The sequence below is a fragment of the Leucobacter aridicollis genome (assembly GCF_024399335.1).
GTDB classification, from domain to species: domain Bacteria; phylum Actinomycetota; class Actinomycetes; order Actinomycetales; family Microbacteriaceae; genus Leucobacter; species Leucobacter aridicollis_A.
This window is the reverse complement of sequence record NZ_CP075339.1, coordinates 669,954-682,543: the sequence shown is the minus strand read 5'-3', so window position 1 is coordinate 682,543 and position 12,590 is coordinate 669,954. Positions and strand designations below refer to the sequence as shown.

The following is a 12,590-nucleotide window of genomic DNA, read 5'->3' as shown; positions in this document are numbered from 1 at the left end:
GGTTACTCCGCCGAGGTCTCGTCGACCTCGAACAGGCTCGCCGCCTCACGGCGCTCGATCGCGGCACCCGCGAGGCCCGCGAACAGCGGATGCGGTGTGCCTGGGCGCGAACGCAGCTCGGGGTGCGCCTGAGTGGCGATGTAGTACGGGTGCACGGTGCGGGGCAGCTCAACGTACTCGACGAGGCCGCCGTCAGGGCTGAGGCCCGAGAACGAGAGGCCAGCAGCCGCGATCTCGTCACGGTACTCGTTGTTCACCTCGTAGCGGTGGCGGTGCCGTTCGCTCGCGGTGTCAGACCCGTAGACCTCCGCGGCCAGTGAGCCCTCAGCGAGCTTCGCCTCGTACAGCCCGAGGCGCATGGTGCCGCCAAGGTCGCCACCGTCAATGATCTCAACCTGCTCGGCCATCGTCGCGATGACAGGGACCGGGGTCTCGGGGTCAAACTCGGTCGACGACGCACCCTCGAGCCCAGCGACGTTGCGCGCGTACTCGATGACCATGCACTGCAGACCGAGGCAAATACCGAGCGTCGGGATGCCGTTCTCGCGGGCGAAACGGAGCGCGCCAAGCTTGCCCTCAATGCCGCGAATGCCGAAGCCGCCAGGCACGCAGATCGCGTGCAGGTGCGACAGCTTCTCGCGTGCTCCCTCAGGGGTCTCGCACGAATCCGAGGGGATCCACTCGATGTTCACCTTCGTCGAGTGCGCGAAGCCGCCGGCTCGGAGCGCCTCGGTGACCGAGAGGTACGCGTCGGGGAGGTCGATGTACTTGCCGACCAGGCCGATCGTGACCTCACCCTTCGGGTTGTGCACCGCGTCAAGCACGGGACGCCAGCCGGTCCAGTCGACGTCAGTGACGCGGTCTGCAAGCTGCAGGTGGTCGACGATTGTCTGGTCGAGTCCCTGGGTGTTCAAGAGCTGCGGCAGGTCGTAGATGCTCTTCACGTCGATCGCGTTCACGACCGCGCCCTCTTCGACGTCGCACATCAGCGCGATCTTGCGAAGGTTGTCGCCAGTCACCGGGCGGTCCGAGCGCAGCACGAGCGCGTCGGGCTGAATGCCGATCGACCGCAGCTGCGCGACCGAGTGCTGGGTCGGCTTGGTCTTCTGCTCGCCAGATGCGCCCATGAACGGGACGAGCGAGACGTGCACGAAGATAACGTTCTTGCGGCCGAGCTCGTGGCGTACCTGGCGCGCCGACTCGAGGAACGGCTGCGACTCGATGTCGCCGACGGTGCCACCGATCTCGGTGATGATGACGTCTGGCTGCGGATCCTGCTCAGCCTGCAGGCGCATGCGGCGCTTGATCTCGTTCGTGATGTGCGGGATCACCTGGACGGTCGCGCCGAGGTAGTCGCCGCGGCGCTCCTTCTGGATGACCTCCGAGTAGATCTGCCCGGTCGTCACGTTCGCGGCCTGCGACAGGTTGATGCCGAGGAAACGCTCGTAGTGCCCAATGTCGAGGTCGGTTTCAGCGCCGTCGTCGGTCACGAAGACCTCGCCGTGCTCGAACGGGTTCATCGTTCCCGGGTCGACGTTCAGGTAGGGATCCAGCTTCTGCATGACAACATGCAGGCCGCGTGCGGTAAGAAGATTACCGAGACTCGCGGCTGTCAGGCCCTTGCCGAGTGAGGAAACAACCCCACCGGTCACGAAGATGTGCTTGGTTGTTTTGCTCTGTTCCGCGTTTGTGCCCACGGGCTTCAATCCTATCACTTCTTCGGTCTTGTGAACAGCTGTCGACTAGCGGGAGTTCTGGCGCGGCACCCACACCTGCTTGATGATCATCAGCACCGCCGCAGTGACGGGGATCGCGATCAGCGCGCCGAGCAGACCGAGCAACGTACCGCCCGCGAGCGCACCGATCACAACGAGCGAGCCTGGCACCGAGACCACCCGGTTCATGATGCGCGGCGTGAGCAGGTACGACTCAAGCTGCATGTAGATGAGGTAGTAGATTGCCGCAACGAGCGCGGTGATCGGGGAGTTGAACAGCGCGATCGCCGTCACGAGCACGGTCGCGAGCACCGATCCGATGAGCGGGATGAGCGCGAGCAGGAAGACGCCGACCGCGACAAGGCCAGCGAACGGGACCCCAACGATCGTCATCATGATGAAGCCGAGCGTCGCGTTCACGAGCGCGAGCACAACCATGCCGTTCACGTAGCCGCCGACCGACTTCGTGACCTGCTCGGTGATGTCGATGACCTTCGCGCGGCCCGAACGCGGCACGATCGAGTAGAAGCCGCGCTTGATCGTGCGCAGCGACGACAGGAAGTACAACGACAGGATGAGCACGATGAGGCCCGCGGTGAGCCCGTTCGCGATCCCGATTCCCGCTTGCCAGACGCCGCCAGCAACCGACGCCCAGTTCGAGGGCTTGCCGATGAAGTCCTGCCCCATCTTCAAGATGGAGTTGAAATCGATGAACTCCCCGAACCTGTCGTTCACGTCCTTGTACCACTGCTCGCTCGTGAGATTGCGCACGATCTCCGGTGCGCTCTGCACGAGCTGCGCGACCTGGTTTCCGATCATCGGAATGACGACAGCGAGGATCCCGCCGATGATGAGAATGAAGCCGACAAACACGATCCCAATGCCAAGAGGCCGCCTCACGCCGTGACGTTCGAGCCAGCGCACCACTGGATCGAGGCCGAGCGCAATAAACAGCGCCGCGACGACGTACATGAGAATCGTCGAGAGCTGACCGATCATGTCGCCGACGACGATCGCGACGAGCACACCGAGCGTGACTGTGAAGCCAAGCGCGAACGGCCTCCCGACGAAGAACTCACGCTTGGGGCTTGTCCGAGCCTCGTCTTCGGCGTCTTGGGCTGCGTCACGCGCGTCGCGGTACATCTCGCGAACCTCTGAGTCCATCTGCGTGGTGTCTGCGTGCAGCACGAGTTTGGGCTCCGCCGGCTCGGAGGCTGGTTCGACAGTGACCGCCGGAGCCTTGGATTTCTTGCCAAAGCCTATGGACTTGAATATCCCCATGCAGTGAGCGTAGCAGCGGCAAGCCGCTCAGAGCGAGGCATCGCCTTGCGCGGCGACGCCGCCGGGCACGCCCCCGGGCCCGGCCGACGCGGGAACCGCGGAGGAGAGCCGCTCACAGCGAGGCATCGCCTTGCGCGGCGACGCCGCCGGGCACGCCCCCCGGGCCCGGCCGACGCGGGAACCGCGGAGGAGAGCCGCTCAGAGCGAGGCATCGCCTTGCGCGCTACGCTCCGAGCTGCAGCAGTTCCGCTGCGTGGTCAAGGGCGCTCTCAGAGGTGTCGAGGCCCGAGAGCAGTCGTGCCATCTCAGCAAGCCGCGCGTCACCCTCGAGGCGCTGACAGCTCGACTGCGTGAATCCGCCGCTCGAGTCTTTCACGACACGAAGATGGTTGGTCGCAAACGCCGCGACCTGCGCGAGGTGCGTGACAACGATGACCTGGGAGGTCTGCGACAGCTGCTTCAATCGCCGCCCGATCTCGATTGCCGCTGCGCCACCGACGCCAGCGTCGACCTCGTCGAACACGAATGTGGGGACTGGGTCGGCGCCGGCGAGCACGACCTCGAGGGCGAGCATCACCCGTGACAGCTCGCCGCCAGAGGCGCTTTTCGCGATGGGCCGGGGCGTCGATCCCGGATGGGGCGCGAGCAGAAACTGGACCTCGTCGGCCCCCGACGAGCTGAGCGCGTCAAGGGGTGTGACAGACACCACGAACTGGGCATCGGGGAGCGCGAGCGCGCGGAGCTCTTTCGAAACTGCTGAACCGAGCTGATCCGCCGCGCTCGTGCGCAGCTGCGTGAGCTGCTCGGCGAGCGCCCGCTCTTCGGCTGTGAGCGTTGCGACCGTATCGGCGAGGCCTCCGAGGGCCTCGTCGTCGTTATCGAGTTCGAGGAGGGCGCGCGACGTCGCATCCGCGTGCGCGAGCACTTCCTCACTCGTCGCGCCGTAGTAGCGAAAAAGGGCGGTGAGCTGTGCCAGGCGGTCGTTCGCGCGGGCGAGCTCCCCCGGGCCCTCCTCGTCGAGGTCGCTCGCGTAGGCGGCGAGCTCCTTCGCGGCGTCGGCGATCTGGAAGCTCACCGAACGCAACTGCTCTGCGACCGAGGCGATGCGCGGATCAAGGTCCGCGACTCGCTCGAGATCCTGCACCGCGAGATCAACGAGCCCACCGGCGTCCCGCTGCATGGGGTCGTCTGACTCGCTCGCGAGTGCCTCGCCGGCACCGACAGCGGCCGCGCGCAGGCCCTCGACGTTGCCGAGCAGCTCGATGCGCTTGGCAAGCTCTGACTCTTCGCCTGCGACGGGCTCGACGGCGGTGATCTCCGCGAGCTCGGCGCGAAGCTTTGCGACTTCGGCCGACCGAGACTCCTGCGTCTCGGTGAGGGTCTGCAACCGATCCTCTGCGGCGACACGTTCGGCGTGCACATCGCGATAGGCGCGCACCGCGTCTGCGATCTTCGAGCCACCGAACCTGTCGAGGGTGTTGCGCTGTGCGGACTGCGACTTCAACCGCAGTTGCTCGGACTGACCATGCACGGCGAACAGCCTGTCGGCGAGCCTGCCGAGGGCCCCGACAGGGGCGCTCGCACCGCCGACCGCCGCGCGGCTTCTGCCTTCGGCTGACACGGTGCGGCTCATCACGAGCTCGCTGTCTTCGACCTCGCCGCCGATCTCGTCGACAATGTCTGCGACAGCGGCGTCGGAGGTGTGGACGATGCCGCTGACCCGCGCCTGACTCGCGCCGATGCGCACCGCGCCGGCGTCAGAACGCTCACCCATCAACAGGCCAAGCGCGCTCACAACCATCGTCTTGCCCGCGCCGGTCTCGCCGGTGATCGCGGTGAACCCTGGCCCGAGCGGGAGCGTCGCGTCGGCGATCACCCCGAGGTCTTTGATGCGGAGTTCTTCGATCATGCCTCACCACCTCCATTGGGGCCAGCAACCGTGGCCTGTGAGTCCGCGCCGCCTCCGACACGGCGCCCGTTCCCGTTCCGGTCGCCCCGCCACCCGCTAACCGGGAGGTCGAACTTGCGCACCAGGCGTTCAGAGAAGGGGGCCTCGTTCAGGCGAGCAATGCGCACTGTCTCCGGTGACCGGCGGACAGTCACGACCGACCCGGCTGGAAGCTCTGTGCGTCGGCGGCCGTCGCACCACATCACGCCAGGTCCGACATTCTGCGGCAGAATCCGCACGGTGAGTTCGGAGTCTGGGCCGGCGACGAGCGGCCTGTTGAAGAGCGCATGGGCCGCGATCGGCACCATCAGCAACGCCTGCACCGAGGGCCACACGATCGGGCCGCCCGCCGAAAACGCGTAGGCAGTGGAGCCAGTCGGAGTCGCGAGCACGACGCCGTCGCACGCGAACACCGAGACGGGGTGATCGTCGATGCCAACCGACACTTCAAGCATGCGCCTGCGCTTCTCGACCGTCGCCTCGTTCAGCGCCCAGGTCTCAGCGAGCACCTCGCCATTCAGCTCGGCGCGGACGTCGAGGGTGAGGCGCTCGTCAACCGTGTAGTTGCCGGCGAGTACTTGCTCGACAGTGAAGCCGAGGTCAAAGCTCTCCATCTCGGCGAGGAAGCCGACGTGGCCGAGGTTCACGCCGACGATCGGGCAGGCAGAGCCGTGGAGCATTTCTGCCGCGCGCAGGATCGTGCCGTCGCCGCCAAGCACGAACGCCGCCTCGAGCTGGCTGAGCGGCACCTCGTCATCGAGCACCGCCGTTCGGGTGACGTCCATGTGCGGCGCGAACTCGTCGCGATCGGCCGCGCCAAGAACCGGCACGACACCCGCGCCGATGAGCGCTTCGACGACCGCTGCGGTCGCCTCGATCGCCTCAGTCCGGTAGGTGTGCGAGACGATGAGCATGCACCGGTCCTGCGTTGAAACTGTCACTCTCCGCTCCCCTCGTCACGCGCGTCCACGGGCCCGCACACCTCATCGATGCGCGAACTCCATTCTCCCGGATCGGCGGGTTCGCCGCGCACGAGATGCACGAGGAACTCGCGATTTCCCTCCCCGCCAGCGATCGGGGAGGCTGCGAGTCCCCGGACACCGAGTGAGTTCTCCCCTGCCGAGGCGATGACCTTCACGATCGCCTCTCGCCACAGCGCGGGGTCGGTCACGATGCCATCTCGCACGCGGCCCACCTCGAATTGGGGCTTGATGAGCAGCGCGAGCTCCGCCCCCGCATCGGTGCAACGCGTGATCGCGGGCAGGATCAGGGTGAGCGAAATGAACGAGAGGTCTGCGACAACAAGGCTCGGCCGTTCGGCAACGCCGGTCAAGTCAGCGAGCAGCGCGGCATCAAGTTCACGCGCGTTGCAGCCCTCAACGACGCGAACGCGCGGGTCGGCACGGAGCTCCGGCGCCAACTGGTCGTGGCCGACGTCGATTGCGAGCACCTCCCGCGCACCGCGTTCGAGCAGCACCTGGGTGAACCCACCTGTCGACGCTCCGAGATCGAGCGCGAGCTTGCCCGCGGGGTCGATCGCGAACTCGTCGAGCGCTGCCACAAGCTTGTGGGCGCCTCGACTCACGTAGTTGTCGTCGCCGAGCACAGACACGAGCGACCCCGCGCGCACGCGTGCCCCTGGCTTTGCCGCTGGGACACCGTCGATCGCGATTCCGCCCGCGCCAATCAGCTCTGCAGCCCTACTGCGCGAGCGGACGAGGCCGAGCTCGACGACGGCGCGATCAACGCGTTCGAGTGGGCCATCCCACCGGCTTTGCGCTGCCACCGGATCAGGCCCCTTCATTGTCACTGCGCTGCAGTTCGGCGAGTAGTTCATCGTGGAGCTGTTCGAACCCCTGCGCGCGCTTATCGAGCGGCTGGGACTCGATGATCTCGATGCGGCCGAGGAGGCCGTCGCTCTCGGCGCCAGCCGCGGTCGACTCGCTCGAGGGCGGAACTGCCCCAGAGAGTTCGTCCTGTGCGTCGTGCTGCATGCGTCAAGCCTATCCGCCCCCTCTGTCGCGCCGCCGGAAAGTCGAAGTTCGATGCATCGAACTTGAGGTTCCGACTAGGCGTACTACGATGGGGGCATGCTGCCCTCGACTTCGAACCGACGCCCTGAACGGCGGCTGTTTGGCCTCCTGGGTCCTGCGTTCGTGGCGGCGATCGCGTACGTCGATCCAGGCAACGTCGCCGCGAACCTGTCGGCCGGCGCACGGTACGGGTACACGCTGCTCTGGGTACTTGTCGCGGCAAACGTCATGGCTGTCATCGTCCAGTACCTCTCTGCAAAGCTTGGTCTCGTCACCGGCAAGAGCCTGCCCCAGCTGCTTGGGGAGCGCCTTCGCCCAGCTGGACGCAGGCTGTACTGGGCTCAAGCCGAGCTCGTGGCGGCGGCGACCGATCTCGCAGAGGTCATTGGCGGAGCCATCGCCCTCTACATCCTGTTTGGCGTTCCGCTCGTTGCCGGCGGCGTCATCGTCGGGATCGTCTCGCTGCTCGTCCTGCTCCTCCAGGGACGACATCAGCGGCGCTTCGAGGTCGTCATCATGGCGATGCTGTTCATCATTACTGTTGGGTTCGTCGGCGGGCTGTTCGTCAGCCAGCTCGACATCGGCGCAATGTTCGCGGGCCTCGTTCCTCGGTTCGTTGACACGCAGTCGGTGCTGCTCGCGGCGAGCATGCTCGGCGCGACTGTCATGCCGCACGCGATCTATCTGCACTCGTCGCTCTCGCGTGACAGACACGGCCACACTCCCGAGGGCCACGCGGAGGGTCGCGCCACGCGCATCAAGCGGCTCCTGCGCGCAACCAAGCTCGACGTCGTGCTCGCGCTTGTCGTCGCCGGCGGCGTGAATATCGCGATGCTCCTGCTTGCGGCGGCGTCGCTACCGGGTATTGATGGGACCGACACTATTGAGGGCGCGGCAGCCGCGATCACCGAGCACGTCGGGCCAGCCGTTGGGCTCCTCTTCGCCATCGGCCTGCTCGTGTCTGGCCTCGCATCCACGTCAGTTGGCGCCTACGCCGGCTCCGAGATCATGGCCGGATTGCTGCACGTACGCGTGCCGCTAATCGCCCGCAGGATCGTGACGATCATGCCCGCCCTCATATTGCTTGGGTTCGGCATCGATCCGACGTGGGCGCTCGTCGTGAGCCAGGTCGTGCTCTCGTTCGGTATCCCCTTCGCGCTCGTCCCACTTATCGCGTTCACAGGCAAGCGCGAACTCATGGGCGAGTTCACGAACGGCGCAGCGCTTCGCTACGTTTCGCTCGCAGTCGTCCTCGCGATCGTCGCACTCAATCTCTGGCTGCTCTACTCAACGCTGGTACTCGGGGCGTAGCGGAGACAGCCACACCTCGACGAGAGAGCTGAGCTAGTTATCGATCTCCAGGACTTTGCCAGAGCGCGCATCGATCCTGACATCGACGTCGTCGTTCCCCTGATCGATCTGCACCTCGTATGCGAGCACGCCATTGTCTTGCTCGAGCTCCCACTCCTCGAACGTTCCCTGCGCGGCGGTGAGCGCCGCTGCAATCGCAGCCGACGGCTCGATGACGCCGTCAGCAGGGAACACGCCAGTTGGCGTCCCGGCGCGGCCACCACCGCCTCGCGGCTTCGTCCACTCACCGATGATCTCGCCGGTGTCAGCGTTCACCGTGGCGAGGTAGACCTCATCGGCCGAAAGCAGTTTGACGGTGTACGCCCAGACCGTGCGGTTCCATTCGAACGACACCGATACCGGCTCCCCGTCGAACGCTGTGGCGCCGGTGGCGAGCGCATCACGCCAGCTCGTGGCGAACTCGGTCTTCGTGAGGTCGACGTCAAACGGCGTCGCACCAACTGACGGGTCCTGCGTCCCCGCATCCGGCGCAGCCTCGGGGGTGGACGGAGACGGGGCCTCTGAGGTCTCTGGCGGGATCGCCGTGACCGTGGGCGCGCAGCCTGAGAACAGCAGCACCGCCCCCAACGCGCCTGCGATTGTGAGTGTAGATGCTACGTGGCGCATGGCCTCAACCTCCCGGTCATCGTTCTGCACCTCCATGGTAGCTGAGCGACGTCTGTGGCCCCTGAGGTTAACGCCAGTGATCCTCCACAAGAATCTCGGGCACCTTGAGCCCGTAGATCGCGAGGCCCGAGGCCCAGATCGCGCCGCAGCCGGCGCGCAACAACTCCATTGGCGAGTCGCCCTCTGCAAGCACCTTCACGATGTGGCCGTCCATACGAACCTTCGCAGACCCCACCCGCACGGTGCCATCTTTCAGCGTCTCAGCACGCATGTATGGCTTGTGCAGTTCGGCGAGCGAGGCGACGATGTAGTCAGGCCGCATATCCGCAGACGCGGCGATGAGCTGCTTCGGCCTGTCGACGCCAGTGAGCACGAACAGCGATGGAATGCCCGCCGCAACAGCACCCTTGATATCCGTGTCCAGGCGGTCGCCGAGCATCAGGGCGTTGCGCGAGCCGAACCGCTCAAACGCCGCCTCATAGATCGGAGTCTCAGGCTTGCCCGCGAAATCTGGGAGCCGCTGAACGGCGGTGTGCACCGCAGACACGAGCGTCCCATTTCCCGGGGCAATTCCGCGCGAGCGTGGAACTGTCCAGTCAGTGTTCGTCGCGATCCACGGCAACGGCTCGCGCCCGGGCGCTTCCTGCAGCGCGTACGCGGCCTCGGCAAGCTGTTCCCACCCCACGTCTTTCGCGAACCCCTGCACCACTGCGACGGGATTGTCGTCAGCGCTGCGGGTCCACTGAAAGCCTGCCTTCTCGAGCTCGTGGGTCAGCCCCTCGCCCCCAACAACAAGCACCCGAGACCCCGCAGGGACGGCCTCACGCAGCAGCGCAACTGCCGCCTGGGGCGAGGTAATCACATCGGCGGCGGTAGCGCGCAGCCCGAGCTCGGTAAGGTGCGCCGCGACGGCCGCATCGGTGCGCGCAGCATTGTTCGTAACGTACCCCACGCGGGCCTGCTCGGCAGCGAGGTTCAGCGCTTCCACGGCACCGGCGACTGCTCCGTGCCCACGATAGATAACTCCATCGAGGTCGGTGAGCAACACCTCCCGGCCTTCCACGGGTGCAGCATCAAACCTCTCACGCCTACCGAACAGGGCCATCGTGTTACTCCTTTTCGTCCCGCTCAGTTGCAGCGGCGAGTTCCTCGGCCTCTGCCTCTGCCTCTGCCTCTACGAACGCGTCAAGATACTCGTCCGACTCGGCGTCTGACTCCTCTGAGTCGTCTGAATCTGCCGCATCCGCTGACTCCCCGGAGTCTTCTGAGCCCTCGACGCCCGGGAGGTCACTGGAGACCGCTGCCGCCTCAACGCCGTCCGCGTCTGCGTGCTCACGACCTTCGTCATCAGCGTCCTCGCGAGCTTCGTCGTCATAGAGGTCTTCGTACTCGGTGATCTCGAGCACCTCGATCTCATCCATTCCGCCGAAGTGCTCCTCGAGCGCGGCCTCTGCCCGATCCGCGTAAGCGAACCATGTCTTTGCCTCGTCGACACGACCGAGATCCTCAAGGACCGTCGCGTACGCGCCGAACAGCTCTGGGCTCCAGGAGAAGCCCTTCTTCGGATCAAGCTCAGGAATTTCGAGTTCAAACAGCGCCTGCTGCGTCTGACCAAGGTCGAGACGAGCACCAGACATCGCGATAGCAAGGTGAACACGATCAGCAGTATCAAGGGTCGAAGGGTCAACTTCAAGCCCCGTCTCAATCGCCTTCTCCGGACGGCCCAGGCCGCGCTCAGAGTCGACCATGATCGCGAGGTGAGTGTCACGGCCGCTCAGACGGCGGAACGTGCGAAGTTCACGGATCGCGAGCGCGAAATCACCGGTTCGGTAGGCAGTCATCGCCAGGGTCTCACGGGTGACAGGAATGCGCCCCGCACGCCTGCTCGCAGAGATCGCATGCTGGTGAGCAAGCTCAGGATCGTCTTCAATCAACTCCGCAGCCATCGCAAGGTGTAGTGCGACGCGCTCCTGCACCTCAGGCTGCAGGGTCTTCAGCTCGTTACGGGCAGACGGGTGCAGGTCGTTGACCCGAATGTGGTCGGCAATGATCGGGTCGTCGTGCTCGCTGCGCACCGGGCGAAGCGAGTGCTGGAGCCGCTCCTCCTCGGTAAACTCGCGGTCCTGGCCGCCACGGTCACTGCGGCCGCCACCGCGTGTGCCGCCGCGCCCCCTCGAATCGCTCTCGCGCCGATCGTCGCGGCCGCCGCGGAAGGCAGGACGGTCGCCGCGCTGCCCGCCGTCGCGGTCACCACGGTACGCCGGACGATCACCACGCTGGCCGCCATCACGATCACCACGGTAGGGAGCACGATCTCCGCGCTGCTGCCCGCGATCATCGCGATCGCCCCGGAACTGGCGACGCTCGCCACCATCACGGTCGCCGCGGTACGCGGGGCGATCCCCACGCTGGCCACGGTCGTCGCGGTCACCACGGTACGGAGCACGGTCGCCACGCTGTCCGCGATCGTCTCGGTCACCGCGGTACGGAGCACGGTCGCCGCGCTGAGCACGATCGTCGCGGTCTCCACGGTACGCGGGACGGTCTCCACGGGGCCCGCTATCTCGGTCGCCACGGTACGGAGCACGATCCCCCCGCTGACCACGATCGTCGCGATCGCCTCGGTATGAGGGACGGTCACCGCGCTGGCCACCGTCACGATCACCGCGGTACGCGGGGCGGTCCCCTCGCTGGGCACGATCGTCTCGGTCACCGCGGTACGCGGGACGGTCACCGCGGTACGCGGGACGGTCACCGCGGTAGGGAGCACGATCCCCGCGCTGGCCGCCGTCACGGTCGCCACGGTAAGGAGCACGCTCACCACGCTGCTGGCCGCGATCGTCGCGATCGCCACGGAACTGGCGGCGATCGCCACCTTCCCTGTCTCCACGGTACGCGGGCCGGTCGCCGCGCTTGCCACGATCGTCACGATCACCGCGGTACGGGGCACGGTCACCGCGCTGGCCGCCGTCACGGTCGCCACGGTAGGGAGCACGGTCGCCACGCTGCTGGCCGCGATCGTCGCGATCGCCACGGAACTGGCGGCGATCGCCACCTGCACTGTCTCCACGGTACGCGGGCCGGTCGCCGCGCTGTCCGCGATCGTCACGATCACCGCGGTACGGAGTGCGGTCACCACGTTGGCCGCCTTCGCGGTCACCACGGTACGGTGCACGATCGCCACGACCGTCACGGTCGCCGCCGTACGAGCGGCGATCATCGCGCCCACCGTAGGAGGAGCGTCGGTCGTCACGGCCTCCGCGATCATCGCGCGGTGTGCGATCTCGATCGTAGCCTGAGCTCCGGGGACGGTCACCACTTGAACGGCGCGGACGCCCGGATTCCTCGGGTCGGTCCTGTCGGTCGTTCATGTGATTCTCCCTGTGTGATTGTTATCTCTACGAGACTGTGCTTCTCAGTCTACAAAATGAAAAAGGGGCTGTTCAGACGAGGCGACCATCTTGGTCAGCTTCATCTGAACAACCCCTTTCAATAAAGGTTGTTCGGCGGTGTCCTACTCTCCCACGAGGTCCCCCTCGCAGTACCATCGGCGCTGTCAGCCTTAGCTTCCGGGTTCGGAATGTGACCGGGCGTTTCCCTGACGCTATAACCACCGAAACTCTATTGACATGAAAC

11 protein-coding genes and 1 rRNA gene are annotated in these 12,590 nt (G+C 66.1%); 1 reads left to right on the top strand and 11 read right to left on the bottom strand.

The window, feature by feature from the left end:
• Positions 1-2: 2 nt before the first annotated feature.
• The 6 genes from KI794_RS02925 to KI794_RS02900 all read right to left on the bottom strand — a co-directional run bounded on the left by KI794_RS02925 (position 3) and on the right by KI794_RS02900 (position 6,938).
• Positions 3-1,697 (bottom strand): CTP synthase, encoded by a 1,695-nt coding sequence (locus KI794_RS02925; protein ID WP_119278720.1) that lies wholly within the window; start codon positions 1,695-1,697, stop codon positions 3-5.
• Between the two features lie 45 nt (positions 1,698-1,742).
• Positions 1,743-2,996 (bottom strand): AI-2E family transporter, encoded by a 1,254-nt coding sequence (locus KI794_RS02920; protein WP_119278722.1) that lies wholly within the window; start codon positions 2,994-2,996, stop codon positions 1,743-1,745.
• Positions 2,997-3,219: 223 nt separating this feature from the next.
• Positions 3,220-4,905, bottom strand: coding sequence for a DNA repair protein RecN (gene recN, locus KI794_RS02915; protein ID WP_255809070.1), 1,686 nt, complete (start codon positions 4,903-4,905; stop codon positions 3,220-3,222).
• On the bottom strand, positions 4,902-5,885 hold the full coding sequence (locus KI794_RS02910; protein WP_255809069.1) for an NAD kinase: 984 nt from the start codon (positions 5,883-5,885) through the stop codon (positions 4,902-4,904). Before KI794_RS02910 ends, recN begins: the two co-directional genes overlap by 4 nt.
• Entirely contained in the window at positions 5,882-6,748 is an 867-nt protein-coding gene (locus tag KI794_RS02905) for a TlyA family RNA methyltransferase (RefSeq protein ID WP_255809723.1), read from the bottom strand. The genes KI794_RS02910 and KI794_RS02905 overlap by 4 nt, the downstream gene beginning before the upstream one ends.
• Positions 6,735-6,938: a hypothetical protein gene (locus KI794_RS02900; protein WP_119282092.1), complete on the bottom strand. Its 204-nt coding sequence runs from the start codon at positions 6,936-6,938 to the stop codon at positions 6,735-6,737. Before KI794_RS02900 ends, KI794_RS02905 begins: the two co-directional genes overlap by 14 nt.
• 96 nt (positions 6,939-7,034) lie before the next feature.
• Between KI794_RS02900 and KI794_RS02895 the strand changes: the two genes are divergently transcribed.
• A complete protein-coding gene (locus tag KI794_RS02895) occupies positions 7,035-8,288 on the top strand; it encodes an Nramp family divalent metal transporter (protein ID WP_255809068.1) in 1,254 nt (417 codons plus the stop codon).
• 33 nt (positions 8,289-8,321) lie between these two features.
• On the opposite strand, the gene KI794_RS02890 is transcribed toward KI794_RS02895, so the two are convergent.
• The 5 genes from KI794_RS02890 to rrf all read right to left on the bottom strand — a co-directional run bounded on the left by KI794_RS02890 (position 8,322) and on the right by rrf (position 12,572).
• Positions 8,322-8,954 carry a PepSY domain-containing protein gene (locus KI794_RS02890; protein ID WP_255809067.1) on the bottom strand — a complete coding sequence of 211 codons (633 nt, stop codon included), beginning with the start codon at positions 8,952-8,954 and terminating at the stop codon, positions 8,322-8,324.
• Between the two features lie 67 nt (positions 8,955-9,021).
• Positions 9,022-10,059: an HAD-IIA family hydrolase gene (locus KI794_RS02885; protein WP_119282095.1), complete on the bottom strand. Its 1,038-nt coding sequence runs from the start codon at positions 10,057-10,059 to the stop codon at positions 9,022-9,024.
• Between the two features lie 4 nt (positions 10,060-10,063).
• Positions 10,064-11,029: a hypothetical protein gene (locus tag KI794_RS02880; protein ID WP_255809066.1), complete on the bottom strand. Its 966-nt coding sequence runs from the start codon at positions 11,027-11,029 to the stop codon at positions 10,064-10,066.
• Positions 10,948-12,174: a hypothetical protein gene (locus KI794_RS02875; RefSeq protein WP_255809065.1), complete on the bottom strand. Its 1,227-nt coding sequence runs from the start codon at positions 12,172-12,174 to the stop codon at positions 10,948-10,950. The genes KI794_RS02880 and KI794_RS02875 overlap by 82 nt, the downstream gene beginning before the upstream one ends.
• 281 nt (positions 12,175-12,455) lie before the next feature.
• Positions 12,456-12,572: ribosomal RNA gene (rrf, locus tag KI794_RS02870) — 5S ribosomal RNA — on the bottom strand.
• Between the last annotated feature and the right edge of the window lie 18 nt (positions 12,573-12,590).

What these genes read in the sequence shown, in the direction of transcription:
- KI794_RS02920 (WP_119278722.1), bottom strand. Translation starts at nt 2,996, where the DNA reads ATGGGGATATTCAAGTCCATAGGCTTTGGCAAGAAATCCAAGGCTCCG.
- recN (WP_255809070.1), bottom strand. Translation starts at nt 4,905, where the DNA reads ATGATCGAAGAACTCCGCATCAAAGACCTCGGGGTGATCGCCGACGCG.
- KI794_RS02905 (WP_255809723.1), bottom strand. Translation starts at nt 6,748, where the DNA reads ATGAAGGGGCCTGATCCGGTGGCAGCGCAAAGCCGGTGGGATGGCCCA.
- KI794_RS02900 (WP_119282092.1), bottom strand. Translation starts at nt 6,938, where the DNA reads ATGCAGCACGACGCACAGGACGAACTCTCTGGGGCAGTTCCGCCCTCG.
- KI794_RS02895 (WP_255809068.1), top strand. Translation starts at nt 7,035, where the DNA reads ATGCTGCCCTCGACTTCGAACCGACGCCCTGAACGGCGGCTGTTTGGC.
- KI794_RS02890 (WP_255809067.1), bottom strand. Translation starts at nt 8,954, where the DNA reads ATGCGCCACGTAGCATCTACACTCACAATCGCAGGCGCGTTGGGGGCG.
- KI794_RS02885 (WP_119282095.1), bottom strand. Translation starts at nt 10,059, where the DNA reads ATGGCCCTGTTCGGTAGGCGTGAGAGGTTTGATGCTGCACCCGTGGAA.
- KI794_RS02875 (WP_255809065.1), bottom strand. Translation starts at nt 12,174, where the DNA reads ATGATCGCCGCTCGTACGGCGGCGACCGTGACGGTCGTGGCGATCGTG.